This window comes from Nocardia sp. FDAARGOS_372 (assembly GCF_002554515.1).
In the GTDB taxonomy this organism is placed as follows: Bacteria; Actinomycetota; Actinomycetes; order Mycobacteriales; family Mycobacteriaceae; genus Nocardia; species Nocardia farcinica.
In genome coordinates, this window is sequence record NZ_PDDW01000001.1 from 587477 (window position 1) to 608365 (window position 20889).

Consider the following 20889-nt stretch of genomic DNA (forward strand, 5'->3'; position numbering starts at 1 on the left):
CTGAACCTCATCCGGTGTCGAGCGCGACGTCGAGGTAGCGGCGGGTCGAGCGGGCCGGTGGGGGAGTGCTGCGCCAGCCAAGGAACAGCGGCGAGTCGGGAATGTCGGGCAGGTCGCGGTAGACCACGCCGGGATGCGGCGCGCGCTCGACGGCGATGTCGGGCACGGCGCCGATCCCTCGGTCGGCGGCGACCAGTTCGAGCCATTCGTCGAAGTTTATGCAGGTGACGATCTCTCGGTCCGTGCGCGGGTCCGGCCAGTCGGCGGGGGTGGTGGTGCCGGAGCGGATGTTGACGACCAGCGGATGGGCGGCCAGGTCCGCCCAGGACAGCCCGGGGCGCCGCGCCAGCGCGGAATGCGTGGACACCGCGAGGACGCGGCGTTCGGTGCCGATACGGCGCCAGGTGATCGCGGCGCTCTCCCGGTGCACGGTCCGGGCCAGGGCGACGTCGATGCGGCCGTGCTCGAGCGCGCCGGCGGGATCGTCGACGCGGTGGATGGCGAGCGTGCCGCCCAGCGCCTCGTAGCGGGCGCGGGTGGCGGCGAACCAGTCCGAGGGCAGCAGCCAGGCGAAACCGAGCCGGACCACGGCGCGACCGCGCATGTCGTCGTGCAGTTCGGTGAGGTCGGTGAGGATGCGCCGGGCGCGCGGCAGGAACTCGGCGCCCTCGGCGGTGAGTTCCAGACCGCGGCCACCGCGAATCACCAGGTCGCAGTCGAGGATCCGCTCCAGGTCCTGGATGGTGCGGGTGAGCGAAGGCTGGGTGAGGTGCAGCCGCGCCGCCGCCCGCGTGTAGGTGCCCGTGTCGCACAGCGCGACGAACGCGGCGAGATGACGCACCTGCAGATCCATGCGTCGAGCGTATACACCATGTTGAGCAAGCATTTCCCGGACGGTCGCGCTGCTCGTAGCGTGCAGGGGGTGACCGAAACGATGGAACGCCCGCGCCTGGCGCCGCGGGGCCGCGCGATCGGCGTGGCGGCCGCGGCCGGGCTGGCCGCGGCGATGGGGGTGGGCCGCTTCGTGTTCACCCCGTTGCTGCCGATCATGACCGCCTCGACCGGACTCGGCGCCGGCGACGGCGCCGTGATCGCGACCGGCAACTACGCCGGCTATCTGGTGGGCGCGCTGCTGCTGACCCGGCTGCCGCAGCTGAGCCGCCGCGGCACGTTCCTCGCCTGGTCGCTGGTGCTGATCGCGAGCGAAGCGGCCATGGCGGCGAGCGCGCAGGTGGCGGTGCACACGGCGCTGCGGTTCGCCGCCGGGGTCGCGAGCGCGGCGATCTTCATCGCGTGCGCCAGCACGGTGTCGCGGCACCGCGCCGAGGGCGCCTCGCTCGGCGTCGCGTTCGCCGGTGTCGGCTCCGGCATCGCGGTGACCGGGCTGTTCACCCTGCTCGCCGGGCCGCACCTGTCCTGGCAGGGGCTGTGGATCGGCTCGGCGGTGCTGACCGCGCTGCTGCTGGCGCCCGCCTGGCTGCTCGACATCCGGCCGGAGATCGGCACCGACGTCACCGGGTCGCGTCCGGCTCCCGGACCGCGGGAGCGCCGGGCCTGGCTGCTGCTGCTCGGCGCCTATTTCGCCGAAGGCGTCGGCTACATCATCGTGGGCACCTTCCTGGTCGCCGCGGTCGCCGGGCCGGACACCACGGCCGCCACCGGACCGGCGCTGTGGCTGGTGGTCGGGCTCGCCGCCGCACCGGCGACCGTCGCCTGGCACGCCGTCGCTCGCCGCTTCGGTACCGGACGCGCCCTCGTCGCGGCCCTGACGGTGCAGGCCGTCGGCGTGGCCGCGCCCGCGCTGCACGACGGCCTGGTGGCCGCGCTGATCTCGGCGCTCGCCTTCGGCGGCACGTTCATGGGCGTGGTGGTGCTCGCCATCGATCTCGGCAACCGGCTGCCCGTCGCGCGCCCCGCCGCCACCCTCACCACCCTCTACGCCATCGGCCAGGTCATCGGCCCGCTGCTGGTCGTCCCGGTGCTCGGCAGCTCCTTCACCGGCGCCTTCGCCATCGCCGCGGTGATCGTCGCCGTCGCCGCGGCGCTGGCAGCGGGCGCCACCCGCGCTGCCGCCCCGTCCTGACGGGTGCTGTCGGAACCCGAGGCACCGGGGATGCCTGGCCGGGTCGGGGTCGGCACGACGTTGCGTTCGTCGCCCGCCGCGTCGGCGAGCAGCGGGTCGGGGCTGTCGGCGATGGCCGCCCGGACATCGCGGGGGTCGGCTCGGTGATCTCGGCCGGTGCCGGTCAAGGCGTTGTCCGGTCGATGGACCGCGGCACGGTCAGCGCCGACCCGGCCGCGCGCCCGGCCGGACCAGGAAGGTGATTCCTTCCAGCACCCGCCTGCGCTGCGTCTTCTGCAGTGCGGCGATTCGCCATTCGCCGTCGTGGTCGCGGACCAGGGTGTAGGTGACGCGCTTGCCGAGCCGTCGCGGCCGGCGGGCCGCCGACTCCCCGGCGGTGACGACCACGGCGGTGTCCGGGCCGTGCCGGTGGATGTCGAGGACCTCGCTCCAGAGCCGGGTCCCCTTCAAGAAGCTGTCGAACAACTCCTGATGCACCCGGCCGATCTCCGCCGCGCCGCGGTACACCGTGCCGGTGTAGGTGACGTCGGTGGCGTCGGTGGTGAAACACGCCGCGTAGGCGCTGCCGTCGCCCCGGCGCCACGCGTCGCGGCTGCGGGCGAGCAGTGCGTGGATCGCGTCGATATCGGTGGTCACGGTGTTCTCCTCGGGGTGGGTGGGTCAGCGTTCGGCGGCAGGCGCGGTGTCCGGGGCGACCAGGAACGAGATCCGCTCCAGCGCCCGGCGGCGTTGGGTGTTGTGGAAACTCGCGATCCGCCAGGCGCCGTCGGCCTCGCGCACCATCGTGTAGGTCTGGGTCTTACCGAGATCGGTGGGTCGCTCGCCGGTGTAGGTGTCGCCGCGGCTGGTGACCACGGCGACGTCGTCACCGAAGAAGCGCAGGTCCAGGAACGCGTCGGCGAGCTTCGTGCCCGCGAGGAATCCGTCGAAGAGTGCCTCGTGCGCGGCGGTGAGGTCGGCGCGGCCGCGGTAATGGGTGCCCAGGTAGGTGGTGTAGGTGGCGTTCTCGGTGAACACCGCGCCGAAGGCCGTGGCGTCGTTGCGATTCCAGGCCTCGGTCATCGCCGTGAGGGTGGTGCACACGCCCCGCAGGCTCTCGGCGGTGCCGGTTTCCGGGCGCAGGTCCAGACAGTGATCGACACCGGTGTCCCGGACCTCGGCGGTGCGATCCAGCCACAGGTAGGCGCCCCCGCAGGCCAGCGCGGCCAGGGCGGTCGCAGCGCCGACCGTGCGGAGAACGCGGCGCAGGCGTGGCTTCGGTGTGGCGGGGGCGTCGACCCCAGGGGTGTCACCGGCGAGCATGAGGTGTCCTCCATGTTATTCTTCTGCTTGTAGGAAGTTACGTCCTTGACGAAGTATCTGCGTCAAGGAAGAGATTAGGGACGAGGGGTCGAAGTGTCAACACCGGACGGCTCGGCGGAGTCGCGCGAGGTCTATCGCCGTTACCTCAGCGCTGTCGTATTGCACGCTCAGGCCGGGGCGAAGGCCTGCGGCCTCGGCGTCACCGACCTCTACGCGCTGAACATCCTCGAGTTGAGCGGGCCCATGACGCCCGGGGAACTCGCCGCGCGCACGGGGCTCACGACCGGACCGACCACGCGGCTGATCGACCGATTGGCGAAGGACGGATACGTGCGTCGCGTACCCGATGCCGACGACCGGCGCAAGGTGGTGGTGGAACCCGTCGGCAGGCCCGCGGGACTGGACCGTGCGCTCGCCCCCGCGCGCCGTCGCGTCGCCGAACTGATCGCCGGATACAGCGCCGAGGAACGGGCGGTGCTGTTCGACTACTTCGAACGTGCCGCGCTCGCGTATCAGCACGCGGTCGACGAGATGGAGTGACCGGGCGAACCCGCCGTGCTTTCTCGCTCCGCGAATGCGGAGGAATTGCTGCGCCCCAGGGGAATTGGTCGTCCGAGTGAAACGGTGACCGGCCGGTGTGTCCGGGTCGAAGTTCGGCGGAAGGGCAGTGGAACACACCGCTACGGCAGTTCCGCATTTCCGCGCGTGCGCCCATGCTGGATATGCGGCCACCGCCGTGCCGGGCCGAACGGCACGGTGCCGCTGCCGGGTTCGCCGATCACCGCGTATGTCGTTACAACCGAGACACTTTCACGACGGGACGGTAGAGGAGGAGCGCTGTGACGATCTCCGACGAGCGTTCGTGGTCGGCGGCCGGGCGCCGGGAAAAGGTGGGTGCGCGGTGAGTTTCTATCATTTCGCGCCCGCGCTCGGATATCTGCGCGCCGACCTGTCGGGCATCCGGCAGCCCTGGGACGAGATCAGGATGCGCCACCTCGCGCCGCGCCTCGGCTACAACCTGCGCAAGACGATCGTCTTCACCGCCGCCACCACGCACCGCATCGAGCGGCTGCTCGACCAGGTCGACCGGCACGGCGCCGAGGCGGTGTTCGTGCCCGGCCGCCACCACCTGGACGGGCAACTCGAAGTGCTGCGCGAGCACGTCGGCGTCGTGATCGACCTGGACGACGAGCTGCGCGCCGGGCGACGCCCACGGGCACCGCGCGCCGAGCGCGGCCTGTCCGGGGTGTGGAAGTGGATCACCGGGTGACGGCGCCGCGCCTGGTCGGCTATGCTCGCTCGCGATGACGACCGGGACGGCACTGTGCCACGCACGGATGGGTGACCCGGCGCTCACCTGAGCGCCGCGCGGCCCGGCACGGGCCAGTCCCTCCGGTGCGCCGTCGCGCGCGCCCCACCTCCTGCCGCGATTCAGTTCACACCGAATCCACTTTCAGGCAGGAGATTTCATTGTCCGCACGATTCGACCACACCATCATCGCGGCCGCCGACCGGGCGGAATCGGCCGCCTTCTACCGCGAGATCCTGGAATTGCGTGATGCCCCGTCCTGGGGCGTGTTCACCAATCTGCGCTGCGCAGACGGGGTGTTGCTGCAGTTCGCCGAACCGCCCGTCGACATCCAATTCCAGCACTACGCGTTCCTCGTCGACGACGCGTTGTTCGATCGCGCGTATCGCCGGTTGCGTGAGCGCGGCGTCGAACACTGGGCCGATCCGCATCGCAGGCAGCCGGGGGAGATCAACCACGGGCACGGCGGCCGCGGGGTGTATTTCCTCGACCCGGCCGGACACGGGCTCGAGATCCTCACCCGTCCGTATCTTCCGGAGGTTACCGTCGAGGAGCAGTGACGTGTTCCCACGGCGAACGGAGGCAGCGTGCGACGCCGATATCCGGTACTGGCGGGCGCCGCGATCGTGACGGCGGGCGCCGGCCTCGCCGCACTCGTCGGGGTCGACCGGGGGGACGGTCCCGTCCCGGCGGCTCCGGCGGTGCCGACCCCGGCGGACCTGGAGGCCACCCTGGTGAAGGCGACCGATCCGCGGGTGCCCCGCGCGGAACAGATCGGGCTCGTGGAAGGCGACGACGCGGACGGGCCCCGGCTCGCCGAGGGCAACATGGTGCTCGTCGCCGACGTGCCGGCCCACCGGCACCGGGTGGTGGACGTGCGCGTGGCCGGGCCGGACCGGGTCATCGCGGTGACGCGAACTTCGGTGGCGGGCGTCGAGATTCCGTCGACGGGCGAGGTGCCGTTCGTCCTCGACGCCGGTGCGTGGAAGATCGAGAAGGCGTGGGCGTGCACGGTGGTCGAGAACCTCGGCCACCGTGTACGTGCCTGCTGACCGCCTCACATGCCTGCCGCCCGCTCGCCGGTGGTCGTGGCCGGTCTACCTGGCTGTTGTGCCGGTGGCGGCGGTGCTGGTCGGGCCGAGTTCGGCTCATGCTCGCGCGCGTTCCTCCAACAGATCCGCCAGCCGCGACAGCGGGGCGACCACGCCGGGGACGGCGGCCGGATCGCGCAGCCTGCCCAGGTCGTAGGTGAGCAGGTCACGACCGGCCAGGCTCCAGCGCGGGACCAGGTCGGCCAGCAGCGCCTCGACCACCTCGGGGTCGAGCATGAGGCGCGCGTACTGCCGGTCGACGGCGGTGACCCGGAACCGCCGATCGAAGCCCGCGTGGCCGGTGTGGAGGGGCGTTGCGCCGTAGTGGGCGTCGCCGAGTTGCAGGGACAGCGACCGGTCGAGCACGGCGATCGGGGGATAGGGCCGGTCGAGGTGCACGACCACGACGACGAACCGGTGGGTGTCGAACCCGTACTCGGCCACCGTCACCCGGCGGCCCTCGGCCACTCCGGTCAGCGTGAAGGCCACGCCGCCGCCGTCGCGCCCCGGCAACCGGGCCACCCAGGCCGGGCGGACCCCCTCGTCGTAGTGCCAGCCGTGGCTTGCGGCCCACTGGGCGAAGGTGTTACGCCGGGGCCGGTCGGAACGGCGGTACATCGGCAGGAGCACGAACAGCCCCGCCACCACCAGGACGGCGACGAACACCACCAGACCGATCACGAAGGCGTCCCGCACGGCTGTTCACCTCCTGCGCATCACCGTCCAGTGTGGAACATGGACGGCCGCCCACCGGCGATTCACTCGGTCGTGTCGGCGGGTCGTTAGGCTGCGGCCATGACCTTGCTCCTGCTGGCGCTGGCCATCGCGTCCGAGGTGACGGCGACAGTCTCGCTGAAACTCTCCGAGGGATTCACCAAACTCACGCCGTCGATCGTCGTGGTGGTCGGCTACTGCGCGGCGTTCTACTTTCTCTCCCAGGCATTGAAGCGGGGCATGGCGATCGGCGTCGCCTACGGGATCTGGTCCGCGGTCGGGGTGGCGGCCATCGCCCTGATCGGTGTGCTGTTCCTGAACGAACGTCTCACGCTGGTGCAGGTCGGCGGCATCGGGCTGGTGATCCTCGGGGTGCTGGCGCTGGAACTGGGTGGCGCGCACTGACTCCGGCTCAGCCGGACCGTTTGGCGATGTCGTGGGCGAGTGCGCCGAGGCGGGCCAGCCGCGCGTCACCGAGCGGGGTCAGTTTGCCGCCGAGCCGGTTGGTGACGAACCCCAGCGACATGCCCGTCTCCGGATCGGCGAAGGCGCCCGAGCCACCGAGGCCGAAGTGCCCGAACGCCGAGATCGGCTCGGCACGGGACGGTTTCATCGGTACACCGTGGTAGCCCAGCGCCCACGGGATGCGGAAGGCGAGCACGTAGTCGGGGGTGAAGACCTGGCGGGTGCGGATCTGTGCCACGGTCTCCGGCCGCAACAGCTGGACGCCGTCGAGCGTGCCGCCCAGGGCCAGCGCCGCGTACAGTCGCGCCAGCGCCCGGGCGGAGAAGACACCGTTCACGCCCGGCATCACCGAATCGTGCAGGCGCGGGTCGGACATGATCTCGGCGAAACCGCGCGGGGTGGTGTCGGCGGCCGCCGACAGGCGCGTCCTGCCCATCAGCCGCGCGCTGGATTCCCAGCTCATGCCCGCCACGGTGAGGGTGGGGAAGTTGGTCGCGATGCGGTGCCGCTGCTGCGGTGGCACCCGGAACCACAGGTCCTCGATGCCGAGCGGTTCGGCCAGCTCGGTGCGCAGCGCTTCGGTGAAACTCCCGCCGGACACCCGCCGCACCAGCTCGGCGACCAGGTGACCGAAGCTGATGCCGTGATAGCCGCTGGTGGTGGTGTGGCGCGGGTCCGGGGTGGCCGCGGCCAGCGCCGCGGTGACGGCCTCGTCGTCGAAGAAGCGCTCGACCGGGCCGGGCAGCAGGCCGCGCAGCCGGTGCAGGCCCGCGCGATGGGTGAGCAGCCGGCGCACCGTGATGTCCTGTTTGCCCGCGGCCGCGAACTCCGGCCAGTACTCGGCCACCGGGTGGTCGTAGTCGAGCAGGCCGCGTTCGGCCAGGCGGTGCAGCAGGGTCGAGGCCACCCCCTTGCCCGTCGAATAGGCGACGGCCACCGTGTCCCGAGCCCACGGCACACCCGGCCGCGCGAACCCGGCCCACACATCCACCACCGGCTCGCCGTGCAGGTAGACGGTCAACGCGCCGCCCCCGTCGCCGGGCCGCCGGAAGAGCCGGTCGAACTCGGCGACGAGCCGGACGAACCGGCGGTCGACGCGCTGGGCCGCGTGATCGGCGTGGGATGTGGAGTCGGTGTGCGCTGTGTCGGCGGACGGTGTGGAATCGGCGGTCACCGCGGTCCCCTCTCGTTGGTGGTCCCGACCCAGACTAGGAGCCGACCGGGGGAGCGCGGACGAGACGGCGGGCGGTGGCCACCTCGTGCCACCGCCCGCCGTGTCCGGTGCCCGGACGACCGGAGTCCGGGCGCTCGGTTCAGGCCGCCGCCGCCCGGCGCAGGGCGCGCAACGTGGAGTCGGGATCGTCGACGTCGACCACGAGCCGGGTGAACTCGCCGCCGGTCAGCTCGATCTGTACCGCGCTGCCGTCGAACCGGGTGTCCCAGAACTCCTTGCGGCCCTTGCCGCGGAACGTGCCCGCCGCGATCACGCCGGGGAAGAACGTGCCGGGCGCGCGCACCCACGGCGGTCGCAGATCCACCGACGCCGGACCGACCGCGGCGATGTCGCGCAGGTCGAAGGTGAGCCGCTCGCGTAGGGAGAGCAACCGGTGTCCGCCGACCACCTGAACCGTCACCGTCGTGCCCGTGACCTCGATCTCGACCATTGGCGCACCTCGCTCCCACCTCGGTAACTCGTACCTTTCCCAGGGTGCCGGGCAGCCCTGGTGTCAGGCTGTGGCGTTCCTGTGAATTCCCCAAGTCTCGCGAGGGGTGGCGATACCCGGATATGCGCATTCAATTATGTATCTGCACCGTGTCGCCCGGCATGCTCAGCCGTGCTGTCGTCGCTGGGGACCGGAGGGGCCGGGCCGCGACCGCCTGAATTCGCGCCGGCCGGCGATCAGCGCCCGGCCGACTCCCGATACGCCGCGTCGGCGATCTCGAGCACCTCGGCCAGCCAGGGGGTGTACGCGGCGGGCTCGGCGGCCAGCTTCGCCCGCACCTCGGCGGGCGGCACCCAGCGCAGGTTCGCGACCTCGGCCGGGTCCGGGTGCGGGGTGGTGTCCAGGGTGCCGATGAGCACGTGATCCCACTCGTGCTCGACGCGCCCGGTGGCGGTGTCGGCGGCCCGGTAGCGGAAGACGCCGACCTCGGTGAGGCCGGCGGCGACGCCGAGTTCCTCGGCCAGGCGGGTGGCGGCCGCCGCTTCGACGGACTCACCGGGCGCGGGGTGCCCGCAGCAGGTGTTGGCCCACAGCAGCGGGAAGCGGGTCTTGACCGCGGCCCGCTGCTGCAGCAGTACCCGCCCGGCGGTGTCGAAGAGCAGGACGGAGAACGCGCGATGCAGCTTGCCGGGATCCCGGTGCGCCTCGGCGACCGGGCAGGCGCCCACCGCCCGGCCTGCCTCGTCCACGAGCTCGACGGGCATGGCCTCGCGGTCGGCGCGCGGCTGGACGAGGGTTTCGGTCACCACCCCACCCTATCGGGGCCGAGGTGTGACCTGGATCGGGCACGGGGTACGGCCACGCCGGACACATAATGGTCGCACGGTGTGGAAAGCTCGGTGGTACGCGTCGGCGTCGTGTGGTGCGTGTCACAGCACGGTAGGGCAGTGCAGTAGGGCAGTGCGGTAGGGCCAGGAGCGATCGTGAAGTTCAGTGCGAAGGATGTGGTGGGGCCGGTGCGGCGGTTGATGGCGACCGCGCAGAACGGTCTGGAGGTGATCCGTTTCGGCGGCCTCGCCCACGGTGTGGAGTCCTCGCCGTTCGAGGTCGTCGAGCGCAAGCGCATGTACCGGCTGCGGCACTACTTCCCCGACGACGCCGCACCCGGTAGGCCGGTCGCGCTGCTGGTGCCGCCGCTGATGGTCAACGCCGACATCTGGGACGTCAACGCCGAGGGCGGCGCGGTCGGCATCCTGCACCGCGGCGGGATCGACTGCTGGGTGGTCGATTTCGGTTCGCCCGCGCTGGAGGAGGGCGGCTGGGAGCGCGACCTGGCCGATCACGTGCTCGCGGTGAGCAGCGCCATCGACACCGTCTGCGCGGAAACCGGCGCCGAGGTCCACCTGATGGGTTACTCGCAGGGCGGCATGTTCGCCTACCAGACCACCGCGTACCGGCACGGCAAGGGCGTGGCGAGCATCGTCACCTTCGGCAGCCCGGTCGACATCGTCAACGGCGTGCCGTTCGGGCTGCCCTACGGCCTGGTCTCGGAGTTCGCCGACTTCCTCGCCGACCATGTGGTGACCCGGCTGCCGATCACCGACTCGATGGTGCGGGTCGGCTTCCAGCTGCTCGACCCGGTCAAGACCGCCAAGGCGCGCATCGATTTCCTGCGCCAGCTGCACGACCGGGAGGCGCTGCTGCCCAAGGAACGGCAGCGCCGCTTCCTCAACAGCGAAGGCTGGGTGGGTTACGCGGGCCCGGCGGTGGCCGATCTGCTCAAGCAGTTCGTCGCGCACAACCGGATGATGCTGGGCGGTTTCGTCATCCGTGACCAGCCCATCTCGCTGGCCGAACTGAAGTGCCCGATCCTGGCCTTCGTCGGCGAGGTCGACGACATCGGCCAGCCCGCCGCGGTGCGCGGCATCGTGCGCGCGGCACCGAACGCCGAAGTCTACGAATCCACCCTGTACGCCGGGCATTTCGGGCTCGTGGCGGGCAGCGTGGCGACCAACCAGACCTGGCCGCTCGTGCAGCGCTGGATCGAGTGGATGGACGGCGATCAGCCGCTGCCCGAAGAGATCTGCCCGATGTCGGAGCACACGGCGAGCAACGCGCCGCGCTCGGCGGCCACCCGGATCGTGAATTCGGCGGCGGCGCTGGCCGAGGCGGGCGCGGGAATGGGCAAGGCGCTCGAGGGCCTGGCGGGCAGTGCGCTGCGCGGATCGTTCGAGCTGGCCGGGGAGGCGGCGCGGGCGCTGCCGCGACTGACCCGGCTCGGCATGATCCAGCCCAACACCCGCATCTCGCTGGGGCTGCTGCTGGCCGAGCAGGCCCGCCGGGCGCCGTTGCGCGAACTGTTCCTCTTCGACGACCGCGTGCACACCAACGCCGCGGTGGACGTCCGGATCGACAACGTGGTGCGCGGGCTCATCTCCGTCGGCATCCGGCCCGCCACCCGCGTCGGTGTGGTGATGGAGACCAGGCCCAGCGCATTGGTGGCGGTGGCGGCGCTGTCGCGGCTCGGCGCGGTCGCGGTGTTGCTGGCCCCCGGCGGCGAACTCGGCCGCGCGATGGAGCTGACCAAGACCGACACCGTCATCGCCGACCCGGAGAACCTGCGGCACGCGGCGAGCACCGGTGCGCGGGTCCTGGTGCTCGGCGGCGGCGAATCCCGCGGCCTGGACATACCGGCCAGCGCCGAGGTCATCGACCTCGAACAGATCGACCCGGCGCACGTGCGGCTGCCCGCCTGGTACCAGCCCGACCCCGGGCTGGCGCGGGAACTGGCGTTCGTGCTGGTCACCGGCACCGGTGACAAGCTGGAGATCAAGTACGTCACCAACCACCGCTGGGCGCTGTCGGCCTTCGGCACCGCCACCTCGGCCGACCTCGACCGCCGCGACACCGTGTATTGCCTTGCCCCGCTGCACCACTCGTCGGGCCTGCTGGTGAGCCTGGGCGGCGCGGTGGCGGGCGGCAGCCGGATCGCGCTGGCCCGCTCGCTCGACCCGCGACGCTTCGCCGAGGAGGTGCACCGCTACGGGGTCACGGTGGTGACCTACACCTGGACGATGCTGCGCGACATCCTCGACGCGGAGGTCTTCCCCGCCGGGCACAGCCACCCGATCCGGCTGTTCATCGGTTCCGGCATGCCCGCCGGCCTGTGGCGGCGCACCACCGAGCAGTTCGAACCGGCCCGCGTGCTCGAGTTCTACGCCTCGATCGAGGGTGACGTGGTGCTGGCCAACGTCAAGGGCGTCAAGGCCGGATGCAAGGGCAGGCCGGTGCCGGGCACCGCGCGGGTCGAACTGGTCGCCTACGACCCCGTCGCGGGTCGCATCCGCACCGACGACAACGGTTTCGCCCGTCGCTGCGCCGACAACGAAGTGGGACTGCTGATCGGCAAGGCGTCCGAGGGCGTCGACCTCTCGGCGGGCGGCCTGCGCGGTGTGTTCGCCCCCGGCGACGCCTGGATGCCGACGGAGAACCTCTTCCGCCGCGACAGCGACGGCGACTACTGGCTGGTCGACCGCAAGGACACCGTCATCAAGACCCCGCGCGGTCCGGTGTTCGGCCAGCCCATCGTGGACGTGCTCAACGACATCGCCGCCGTGGACATGGAGGTCGCCTACGGCCTCGACCTCGGCGACCATTGCCTGGCGGTGGCCGCGGTGTGCGTGCGGCGCGGCTTCCAGCTCGAACCCAAGGACGTCACCGAGGCGATGCGGGCGCTCGACCCCAATCAGCGGCCGGACCTGGTGTACGTGGTCGACGAGATCCCGCGCAGCGCCTCCTACCGGCCCTCCACCAGTGCTGTGCGGGCCGCGGGCAGGCCGCGGCCGGGGCCGGACACCTGGTGGTACCACCGCGAGACCGAGTCCTACGAGGTGCTCACCGAGGCGGAGGCGCGCGCCCTGTTCGGCGAGTGAGGCGGGGCAAAGTCCTTGCGGCAGGCGCCGATCCGGCCGGTCCGCCCGGAACTGGCATAGTGGTGCGCGGGCGACGGTGCCCGCGCAACCGACGACTGTTCAGGGGTCCGATTTCGTGAGCACCAGCCTCATCTACCGCAACCGCGCCGTCTACGAGTTGATGATGCGCGGGCTGTACGGCCGCCACTACGCGGCGCGGTACCGGGCGATCGCGGACCTGGTGCCCGAGGGCGCCGACGTGCTCGATGTGTGCTGCGGGCCTGCCACTCTCTACACCCGGTACCTGCGGCACCGGAACGTGCGCTACACGGGGCTGGACCTGAACGAGAAGTTCGTCGCCGGTGTGACGCGGGCCGGGGGAGCGGGGCGGGTCTGGAACATGCGCTCGTCGCAGCCGCTGCCGCCGGCCGACGTGGTGATCATGCAGGCCAGCCTCTACCACTTCCTGCCCGACGCCGCCCCCGTGCTGGACCGGATGCTGGCCGCGGCCCGCGAGCGGGTGGTGCTGGCGGAGCCGGTGCGCAATCTGGCCACCAGCCGCAACCGGCTGCTCGCGCTGATCGGCCAGCGCTTCACCGACGCGGGCGACGGCTCCCACGCGCATCGGTTCACCGAGGCGAGCCTGGCCGACCTGATGCGCGGATACCGGGCGCGGATCGTGCGCGACGAGCTGATCGCGGGCGGCCGGGAGAAGCTCTACGTGCTCGCGACCTGAGCCGGACCGGCGTGCGGTTCACACCGTGAACGCGGTGACGGCCTCGATCACCCGCTCGACCTGGGCGTCGGCCAGATCGGGCCACAGTGGCAGGCGCACGACGGTGCCGGAGAACTCGGCGCTGCGCACACACGGATACGGTGTGCGGCCCAGCTTGAGCCCGGCCGGGCTGGAGTCCAGCGGCACATAGTGGAACGGCGCGGAGATGCCGCGCGCGGCCAGATGCGCGATCAGGTCGTCACGGCGCTGCTCGGTGGGTGTGCGCAGGTAGAACAGATGGGCGGTGTGTTCGCGGTCGGCGGGCACCGACATCAGCCGGACGTCGTTGCGCGCCGCCCAGTCCGGCAGGCCCGCCGCGTAGGCGTTCCACACCTGGTGCCTGCCCGCCTGGATGCGGTCGAACTCGTCGAGCTGGGCGTCGAGCACCGCGGCGTTGAGTTCGCTGGGCAGGTAGCTCGAGCCGATGTCCTGCCAGGAGTACTTGTCCACCGCGCCGCGCAGGAACCGGGCGCGGTCGGTGCCCTTCTCCCGGATGATCTCCGCGCGGCCCATCAGGATGTCGTCGGTGAGCAGCAGCGCGCCGCCCTCGCCGCAGTGCACGTTCTTGGTGTCGTGGAAGCTGAGCGTGCCCAGGGTGCCGATGGTGCCGAGCGGCCTGCCGCGCCACCGGCCGCCCAGGCCGTGCGCGTTGTCCTCGACGATCGCGAAGCCGTGAGCCGCGGCCAGCTCGAGCAGCCCGGCCATGTCGGCGGCCACGCCGCCGTAGTGGATGACCACCACCGCTTTGGTGCGCGGCCCGATCGCCGCGGCGACCGACTCGGGATCGAGATTCCCGGTGGCCGGGTCGATGTCGGCGAACACGCACGTGGCTCCGCGCAACGCCATCGACGTCGCGGTGGAGGTGAACGCGAAACTGGGCACGATCACCTCGTCCTCGGGGCCGAGTTCGAGCAGCAGGCCCGCCATCTCCAGCGCCGACGTGCACGAGGTGGTCAGCAGTGCGTGCGGCGCCTCGGTGATCGCCCGGAGCTTGGCGGTGGCCGACGCGGTGAAGGGTCCGTCGCCGTGGCTGTGGTCGGAGGCGAGCACCGTCGCGAGATTGGCCAGCTCCCGGCGCGCCCGGTACGGCCTGCTGAAGATGACCCGGTCAGTGCTCAACCCGCTCGGTCCCCCTGCTGGTGACGGTGGTGGTCGGCGCCGGGGGCTCGCCCGGGCGCGGTGTCGGCGAGGCGACGGTGAGGAACAGCGGTTTGCCGACGAGGATGTGCAGGGCGACGCCCAGGTACTCGGCGATGAGGCCGAGGGAGAACAGGATCGCGCCCGAACACAGCAGCAGCACCACGATGATCGAGGCCCAGCCCTCCGGCGCCCACTGCGAGGTGGTCAGCGCCTTGTAGACGACGTAGGCCGCCATGACGCCGCCGGCCAGCGCCAGCGTCACGCCCAGCATGCTCACCAGCCGCAGGCCGCGGGTGCCGCTGCACAGCACCATCTTCCAGAACAGCGAGAACAGCCTGCGGTAGTTGTATCCGGACTCCTCGCGGCCCTCCGCGCGCAGCACCACCGGCTCCTGCGCGACCCGGCCGACCACCCAGGTCAGCGCGACGTCGAGATAGGCGCCGTTGGAGGCGACCTCGGCCAGCTGCCTGCCGATGTCGCCGCGGATGAGGCGGTAGCTTTCGAACCTGGTCGAATCCGGGAACGCGAACACCGTGGCCAGCACGATCTTCGCACCGCGCGAGGTGAGGTTGCGCAGGAAGCCGTGCGGGCGGGTGTTGACCGGCTTGGAGTAGACCAGATCGGCGCGCTGGGCCAACGCGGCGTCGAGGAAGGCGCCGATGAAGCGCGGATCGTGCTGGCCGTCCTCGTCCATCGTGACGATCCAGTCGCCGCGCGCCACCGACATGCCCGCGATGGTGGCGGCGTCCTGCCCGAAGTTGCGGCTCAGCCACACCACGCGGACCTCGGGATATCGCTGGTCCAGTTCCTGGAGCACCACGTCGGAGCGGTCCGGGCCGTTGTCGTGGACCAGGACGATCTCCTCGACCACGTAGTCGGTGCCCGCGGGGGTGGCGGTGCGGGTGGTGAGCCGGTGCAGTTCCGCCACCAGCGGTCCGATCGTCTGCTCGCCCCGATAGACGGGCACCACCACGGAGATGCCGTGCGGGCGGTCGACGCCGGGCCTGACGGGCCTGCCGTTCGTCGCGGAATCGGCGGAGTGCGGGCGTGCGGTGGGAATCGGCATCAGCTGGATCGACTTTCGATGACGGTGCGTGCCGGTACTGCCCGCCGAACAGCGGAGCCCGAGCCGCGGGCCACTCTAACACGCTGCGATTCAGGGCTTCCGGCGCTGCTCATCCCGTCATCATCGGCATATTCGAGCGCCGATGCCAAGCCGGACACCCGCATGTAGGGTTGGGAACTCGTGACCGAGAGTGCAGTGCACGGGGCTGTGGCCGAGTCCGGGGCCGCGGCGCCGGCGGGCGGGGATTCGCGACGAGACGTCCTGCGGTGGGGTCTGGTCACCGTGGCCGGGGTGATCGCGGGGTATGCGGCGGTGCTGCTGGCCAATGCCAGGCACTATTTCACCGACGACACCGAATCCCAGTACACCGCGCTGTGGGTGGGGCTCGGCCGGGCCCTGCGCGAGGGCACGTTCCCGGTGATGGTGCCCGAGCAGTGGATGGCCGGGAACAACACCATGGACGACGCGGGTCTGTACAACCCCCCGCAGCTGCTCATCGACCTCATCGCGCCCTCGATCGACAACGTCGCGGTGTACGCGACGGTGGTCAAGCTGATCTTCTCGATCATCGCCGCGCTCGGTGTGTACCGGATCTGCCTGGTCTACGGCGCCCGCCCGGCGTGGTCGGCGGTGGCGGGCGTGGCGTTCCCGCTGTCGGGCTTCTTCCTGTTCTTCGACCAGGCCAGCTGGATGACCGCGCTCACCGGCACCGCCTGGATGGTGCACGCGTGGGCGTCCTCGGTGCGGTACACCCGCGGGCTGGCCGGCCCGATCCCGGTGTTCGTGTTCCTCTATCTGACCATCTCGACCCAGTACATCTTCCCGGCCGTGGAGGCGGTGCTGATGCTGGCGGCGGTCGCGGTCGCCGAGCTGGTCCGGCAGCGCCGATGGCAGCCGGTGCTGCGGCTGACGCTGGTCTCGGCGTGCGCGGGCCTGGCCGGCCTGCTGACCTTCCTGCCCAGCATCCTCTCGGCCAAGGTCACCTGGCGCGGCACCTCCCAGATCATCAACGACCAGTTCCTGACCGTGCCCTGGTCGGAATCGCTCAATGCCAGCCTGCCCAGCGCGATGCCCGCCTTCACCTCCTGGTGGGGGTATGTGCAGCCGATCCCGATGACCTACATCGCCTGGTTCGTGATCCCGGCGCTGGCCTTCGTCGACTGGCGACGGGCGGGACGGGGCTGGCGCGAATACCTGGCGGTCGCGCTGTTCGCCGGGATGATGCTGATGTGGACGGCGGGCCCCGGCACCATCGGGCCGCTGCGCTGGCCGGCCCGGGTGCTGCCGATGCTGGCGATCGGACTGCTGGTGCTGGTGTGCGTGCTGCTCGGCCGCTACGGCACGCTGCGCGATCGCCGCGGCCGGTTCGTCGCCGCGGGCCTGCTGATCCTGGCGCTGTTCGTGCGCACCTTCTCCGCCGACCCGCACGACGTCGGCTGGCACGTGCTCTCCGCACTCGCCGTCGCGGCACTGGGCGTGGCCGTGGTCCGGCTCGCGGGGACCCGCGGCGTGGCGGCGGCGTGCGCGCTCACCATCGTCGCCATGTTCCCGATCGCCTACCTGCAGGTGCGCGACGCCCAGCCGACCCCGATGGCGTGGAACCTGCCCGCCGACCGCGGCGAGGCCAAGGCCGCCTTCCCCGATTTCGAGGGCACCACCCTGCAACTCGGCGAGCGCGGCCTGTTGCAGCCGCAGGACCGTTCGCTCGACGGCGCCTACGGCTCGCTGGTGTTCGGCAACTACGCCCGCGCGCTGGAGCGCGATTACGTCAACGGCTATACCCCGACCGGCTACTTCTACTTCGGCGAACTGCTGTGCATGCGCTGGGACAGCAGCGTCTGCCCCGACGCCTACCGGCGCGTGTTCGCCCCCGAACCGAGCACCGGCCGTCCACTGGTCGACCTGATGAAGGTCGACCGGGTGGTGCTGCAGCGCGCCCTGTTCCCCGACGTGCCGAACCAGCCCGCGCCCGACGGCTGGAAATGGGTCGACCAGCCCGGCCACGAGCGCTACATCGCGGTGCTCGAACGGGTCGACGGCCCGGTGTCCACGGTGAACGGGCGGATCGCCCACACCAGGAACGCGACCGCCACCTCGATCGACGAGACCGACACCACCAGCCGGGTGCGGGTCAGCGCCGAACAGGGCGGACAGGTCGTCTTCGCCCGGCTCGGGTGGCCCGGTTACCGGGCGACGCTGAACGGTACGCCGGTGCCGATCACCACGGTGGCCAAGTCGTTCGTCGCGGTGGACCTGCCGCCGGGCACCACCGACGCCGAACTGGTGCTGACCTGGCGGCCGCCCGGCTGGAAGATCGGCATCGCCGCGATGGCGGCGGGCCTCGTCGGGCTCGGCCTGATGCAGTGGTGGTACGTGCGGTCCACGCGCAGGCCCGCCGGCGATGATCCCGAACCGGGGGTGCCCGAGCGGGTCCCGGTGGACGTGCGGGCATGAGCACCGGTCTCGACCCGACGTCCGGGGCCGGTGCGGTGGCCGCACTCCGGCGCGTGCTGCGCAGGCAGGAGGTCGGCTTCGCGCTGATCGGCGGCTTCAACACCGTGCTCGGCATGGTGCTCACCGTGGCGTGGCTGACGGTGCTGCCGGACCGGCCCTGGGCGCCCTCGGCCGCCGTCGCGCTCGCCTACGCCATCGGCATCACCGTCGCGTTCGTGTTGCACCGGACGCTGGTGTTCCGCGTGCGCGGGCGAGTGCTGCGCGATTTCCTCGGCTTCGTGGCCGTGAACTCCGGCGGACTGGTGTTGAACATGGCGCTGCTCTCGCTGGCGGTGTCGGTGTGCGGGCTGCCCGAAAAGCCCTCGGCGGTGGTCGTGATGGGCGTGGTCGCGGTGGCGAGCTTCTTCGGCCACCGCCACATCTCGTTCCGGCGTCGGCCGGTCGCCGCACCCGACGAGCCGGTCGGGTAGGTTCACCACCATGTCGGAGCGCACCGTCCTGGATCCCACTCTGCTCGAGCTGCTGGCCTGCCCGCAGGACAAGGGGCCGCTGCTGCTGGTCCGTGACAACGCGGGCGCCGACGTTCTCTACAACCCCCGCCTGCGCCGCGCCTACCCGATCGAGAACGGCATCCCGGTCCTGCTCGTGGACGAGGCGCGCGACGTCGCCGACGACGAGCACGCGGCGTTGGTGGCCCAGCAGCGCGACTGACCCCGCGTCACCGCCACGTCATCCGGTACCGAGGTCGCCGGTGAGATAGCGCTGTAGGGTCGGCCCGACCGCCGCGGCGAGCTCGTCGAGCGGCATCGAGGCCAGCGGCTCGACGCCGATGATCTTGCGGGCCACCATGATTCCCATCATCTGCGAGGCAGCCAGTGCCACGCGGGCGCGCCCGTCGTCGGTGTCGGTGGCGATGCGCCTGCGCACCCGTTCGAGCACCACCTCCAGCACGAAGGTGCGGGCCAGCGCCGGTTCGGCACCGGTGAGCAGTGTGCGCGCCACCGCGACCACCGCCGGTCCGGCGGGGGAGTCCCAGATGGCGGTGACCGCCCGGATGATCGTCGCGCCCAGCTGCTCGACCGGCGTCGCGTCGATCACCGCGAGCACGGCCTCCGGGTCGACCGGCAGGTCCACCACCGCGGTGAACAGCTGCTGCTTCGTGCCGAAGTAATGGTGGACCAGGGCCGGATCCACCCCGGCGTCGGCGGCGACCGCGCGGATCGAGGTCCGGTCGAAACCGTGTTCGGCGAAGCGCACCCGCGCCGCGTCGAGGATCGCCTGCCGTGCCCCGGACCGGCCGGGCCGCCGTCCCGCGCCGCGCCCGGCCCCGGTGCGGCTCACGGAGTCTGCCGCCGGAGGGTCGCGGCCCCGAGCACCAGCGCGACCAGCGCGAACCCGGCGACGATCAGCAGGTCCACCCACATCCGCCCGGTGGCTTCGGGGTGCACCGACACCTCCTGCAACGCGTCCACGGCATAACTCAACGGCATCACGTTGCTGATGATCTCGAGCCAGCGCGGTAGTTGGTCACGCGGGACGAGCAACCCGCACAGGAAGATCTGCGGCGCCACCACCACCGGCATGAATTGCACCGCCTGGAACTCGGTGCGGGCGAAGGCGCTGGCCAACAGCCCGAGCGCGACCCCGCAGATCGCGTCGACCACGGCGATCAGCACCACCCAGCCGGGATTGCCCGCGGCCTCCAGCCCGAGCAGTCCGAAGGCGACCAGGCACGCCACCGCCGCCTGGGCGGCCGCGGCGAGGGAGAAGGCGCTGCCGTAGCCGCCGAGCAGGTCGAGTTTGGACAGCGGCGTGGTGAGCAGGCGTTCCAGCGTGCCGGAGGTGCGTTCGCGCTGCATGGCGATGGCGGTGATGAGGAACATGACGATGAACGGCAGGATGCCGAGCATGCTGATGCCGACGCGGTCGAACAGGGCGGGCGCGTGCGGGCTCGCCGGGGTGTCGGCGTAGATGAAGTACAGCAGCGTCATCAACAGGGCCGGGACGACCAGGATCATCGCGACCGTGCGGTGGTCGTTGCGCAGTTGCCGCAGGATGCGGCCGGTGGTGGCGGCGTACGGGCGAAGCGTCGGGGTGCTCATGCGTGCTGTCCCATCGTGATGAGGGTCAGGAAGGCCTTCTCGAGGTTGTCCTGTCCGGTCCGTGCCCGGAGTTCGTCCGGGCTGAGTTCGGCCAGCAGCCTGCCCTCGCGCATGAGCAGCAGCCGGTCGCAGTGTTCGGCCTCGTCCATCACGTGGCTGGAGACCAGCAGTGTGGTGCCGGCGGCGGCGAGTTCGTGGAACTGCTTCCACAGCTCCACCCGCAGCACCGGGTCCAGGCCCACGGTGGGCTCGTCCAGGATCAGCAGTTCCGGTCGCGCCACCAACGCACAGGCCAGGGAGGCGCGGGTCTTCTGTCCGCCGGAGAGCTCGTCGCCGCGGTGATGGGCGTGCTCGCGCAGGCCGACCGCGGTGAGCGCCTCGTCGACCTCGGCGCGGTCGCGGCCGTACAGCGCCGCGAAGTAGGCGACGTTCTCGCGCACGCTGATGTCGTTGTAGATGCTCGGCGCCTGGGTGACATAGCCGATCCGCCTGCGCAGCTCCGCCGCGCCCGCGGGCAGGCCGAGCGCGCTGATCCGGCCGGAGCGCACCTGCTGGGTGCCGACGATGCTGCGCATCAGGGTCGTCTTGCCGCAGCCGGACGGCCCGAGCAGCCCGGTGATCGTGCCGGACGGAATGGTCAGGGAAATCTCGTGCAGGACCGGTCGTCCGCCGCGGTGCACGACGAGATCGCGGACGTCGACGGCGGGGGTGGGCGAAGGACGCGACATGGCCGCCTCAATTCATCGTGTGTTGAATTCACTCTGTGGTGAATTCAACGCCTCCCACCGCCCGGGCGCAAGAGGCGCGTCCACC

The 20889-nt window shown here is 71.4% G+C and carries 23 protein-coding genes; 11 read left to right on the plus strand and 12 right to left on the minus strand.

The features are described from left to right. Positions 1 to 7: 7 nt before the first annotated feature. Entirely contained in the window at positions 8 to 853 is an 846-nt protein-coding gene (locus tag CRM89_RS03000; RefSeq protein ID WP_098083170.1) for a LysR family transcriptional regulator, read from the minus strand. Positions 854 to 922: 69 nt separating this feature from the next. On the opposite strand from CRM89_RS03000, the gene CRM89_RS03005 reads away from it, so the two are divergent. Then, entirely contained in the window at positions 923 to 2083 is a 1161-nt protein-coding gene (locus tag CRM89_RS03005) for a YbfB/YjiJ family MFS transporter (RefSeq protein WP_307582711.1), read from the plus strand. Between the two features lie 198 nt (positions 2084 to 2281). Here the strand turns inward: CRM89_RS03005 and CRM89_RS03010 are convergent, their stop codons facing one another. Both CRM89_RS03010 and CRM89_RS30715 read right to left on the minus strand, forming a co-directional pair. Continuing rightward, positions 2282 to 2719 carry an SgcJ/EcaC family oxidoreductase gene (locus CRM89_RS03010; RefSeq protein WP_011208500.1) on the minus strand — a complete coding sequence of 146 codons (438 nt, stop codon included), beginning with the start codon at positions 2717 to 2719 and terminating at the stop codon, positions 2282 to 2284. Positions 2720 to 2743: 24 nt separating this feature from the next. Then, positions 2744 to 3385 (minus strand): SgcJ/EcaC family oxidoreductase, encoded by a 642-nt coding sequence (locus CRM89_RS30715; protein ID WP_172964431.1) that lies wholly within the window; start codon positions 3383 to 3385, stop codon positions 2744 to 2746. A gap of 93 nt (positions 3386 to 3478) precedes the next feature. Here CRM89_RS30715 and CRM89_RS03020 point away from each other — a divergent pair, with 93 nt between their 5' ends. The 4 genes from CRM89_RS03020 (at position 3479) to CRM89_RS03035 (ending at position 5746) form a co-directional block, all read left to right on the plus strand. After that, entirely contained in the window at positions 3479 to 3925 is a 447-nt protein-coding gene (locus CRM89_RS03020; RefSeq protein ID WP_098083171.1) for a MarR family winged helix-turn-helix transcriptional regulator, read from the plus strand. A 361-nt stretch (positions 3926 to 4286) separates the two neighbouring features. Then, positions 4287 to 4655: a hypothetical protein gene (locus tag CRM89_RS03025; protein ID WP_098083172.1), complete on the plus strand. Its 369-nt coding sequence runs from the start codon at positions 4287 to 4289 to the stop codon at positions 4653 to 4655. 200 nt (positions 4656 to 4855) lie between these two features. After that, entirely contained in the window at positions 4856 to 5254 is a 399-nt protein-coding gene (locus tag CRM89_RS03030) for a VOC family protein (RefSeq protein WP_098083173.1), read from the plus strand. Positions 5255 to 5281: 27 nt separating this feature from the next. After that, on the plus strand, positions 5282 to 5746 hold the full coding sequence (locus CRM89_RS03035) for a hypothetical protein (RefSeq protein WP_060592309.1): 465 nt from the start codon (positions 5282 to 5284) through the stop codon (positions 5744 to 5746). 96 nt (positions 5747 to 5842) lie between these two features. Here CRM89_RS03035 and CRM89_RS03040 read toward each other — a convergent pair whose 3' ends face one another. Further along, a complete protein-coding gene (locus tag CRM89_RS03040) occupies positions 5843 to 6481 on the minus strand; it encodes a hypothetical protein (protein ID WP_098083174.1) in 639 nt (212 codons plus the stop codon). A gap of 99 nt (positions 6482 to 6580) precedes the next feature. Here CRM89_RS03040 and CRM89_RS03045 point away from each other — a divergent pair, with 99 nt between their 5' ends. After that, positions 6581 to 6904 (plus strand): multidrug efflux SMR transporter, encoded by a 324-nt coding sequence (locus CRM89_RS03045; protein WP_011208507.1) that lies wholly within the window; start codon positions 6581 to 6583, stop codon positions 6902 to 6904. A 7-nt stretch (positions 6905 to 6911) separates the two neighbouring features. On the opposite strand, the gene CRM89_RS03050 is transcribed toward CRM89_RS03045, so the two are convergent. The 3 genes from CRM89_RS03050 to idi form a co-directional block, all read right to left on the minus strand. After that, the gene (locus CRM89_RS03050) at positions 6912 to 8138 is read right to left on the minus strand and encodes a serine hydrolase domain-containing protein (RefSeq protein ID WP_098083175.1); all 1227 of its coding nucleotides are present in this window, start codon (positions 8136 to 8138) and stop codon (positions 6912 to 6914) included. A 139-nt stretch (positions 8139 to 8277) separates the two neighbouring features. Further along, entirely contained in the window at positions 8278 to 8628 is a 351-nt protein-coding gene (locus CRM89_RS03055; protein ID WP_060592302.1) for a hypothetical protein, read from the minus strand. A 236-nt stretch (positions 8629 to 8864) separates the two neighbouring features. Next, a complete protein-coding gene (gene idi / locus CRM89_RS03060; RefSeq protein WP_229434957.1) occupies positions 8865 to 9434 on the minus strand; it encodes an isopentenyl-diphosphate Delta-isomerase in 570 nt (189 codons plus the stop codon). Positions 9435 to 9611: 177 nt separating this feature from the next. Here idi and CRM89_RS03065 point away from each other — a divergent pair, with 177 nt between their 5' ends. Together CRM89_RS03065 and CRM89_RS03070 are read left to right on the plus strand one after the other, a co-directional pair. Continuing rightward, a complete protein-coding gene (locus CRM89_RS03065; protein WP_098083176.1) occupies positions 9612 to 12560 on the plus strand; it encodes an acyl-CoA synthetase in 2949 nt (982 codons plus the stop codon). 115 nt (positions 12561 to 12675) lie between these two features. Then, a complete protein-coding gene (locus tag CRM89_RS03070) occupies positions 12676 to 13275 on the plus strand; it encodes a trans-aconitate 2-methyltransferase (RefSeq protein WP_098083177.1) in 600 nt (199 codons plus the stop codon). An 18-nt stretch (positions 13276 to 13293) separates the two neighbouring features. Here CRM89_RS03070 and rffA read toward each other — a convergent pair whose 3' ends face one another. Then, positions 13294 to 14433 (minus strand): dTDP-4-amino-4,6-dideoxygalactose transaminase, encoded by a 1140-nt coding sequence (rffA, locus tag CRM89_RS03075; protein WP_098083178.1) that lies wholly within the window; start codon positions 14431 to 14433, stop codon positions 13294 to 13296. Further along, entirely contained in the window at positions 14423 to 15520 is a 1098-nt protein-coding gene (locus CRM89_RS03080) for a glycosyltransferase family 2 protein (RefSeq protein WP_228822058.1), read from the minus strand. Before CRM89_RS03080 ends, rffA begins: the two co-directional genes overlap by 11 nt. Positions 15521 to 15811: 291 nt before the next feature. Between CRM89_RS03080 and CRM89_RS03085 the strand changes: the two genes are divergently transcribed. The 3 genes from CRM89_RS03085 to CRM89_RS03095 are packed head-to-tail and all read left to right on the plus strand — an operon-like array spanning position 15812 to position 18685. Next, complete coding sequence (locus tag CRM89_RS03085; protein ID WP_172964608.1) at positions 15812 to 17974, plus strand: hypothetical protein; 2163 nt, start codon at positions 15812 to 15814, stop codon at positions 17972 to 17974. Continuing rightward, on the plus strand, positions 17971 to 18444 hold the full coding sequence (locus tag CRM89_RS03090) for a GtrA family protein (protein ID WP_011208516.1): 474 nt from the start codon (positions 17971 to 17973) through the stop codon (positions 18442 to 18444). The genes CRM89_RS03085 and CRM89_RS03090 overlap by 4 nt, the downstream gene beginning before the upstream one ends. A gap of 10 nt (positions 18445 to 18454) precedes the next feature. Further along, complete coding sequence (locus CRM89_RS03095) at positions 18455 to 18685, plus strand: Trm112 family protein (protein ID WP_011208517.1); 231 nt, start codon at positions 18455 to 18457, stop codon at positions 18683 to 18685. 18 nt (positions 18686 to 18703) lie between these two features. Here the strand turns inward: CRM89_RS03095 and CRM89_RS03100 are convergent, their stop codons facing one another. The 3 genes from CRM89_RS03100 to CRM89_RS03110 are packed head-to-tail and all read right to left on the minus strand — an operon-like array spanning position 18704 to position 20804. Further along, positions 18704 to 19315 carry a TetR family transcriptional regulator gene (locus CRM89_RS03100; protein ID WP_098083180.1) on the minus strand — a complete coding sequence of 204 codons (612 nt, stop codon included), beginning with the start codon at positions 19313 to 19315 and terminating at the stop codon, positions 18704 to 18706. After that, a complete protein-coding gene (locus CRM89_RS03105; RefSeq protein ID WP_060592291.1) occupies positions 19312 to 20076 on the minus strand; it encodes an ABC transporter permease in 765 nt (254 codons plus the stop codon). The genes CRM89_RS03100 and CRM89_RS03105 overlap by 4 nt, the downstream gene beginning before the upstream one ends. Beyond that, on the minus strand, positions 20073 to 20804 hold the full coding sequence (locus CRM89_RS03110) for an ABC transporter ATP-binding protein (protein WP_060592289.1): 732 nt from the start codon (positions 20802 to 20804) through the stop codon (positions 20073 to 20075). The genes CRM89_RS03105 and CRM89_RS03110 overlap by 4 nt, the downstream gene beginning before the upstream one ends. Between the last annotated feature and the right edge of the window lie 85 nt (positions 20805 to 20889).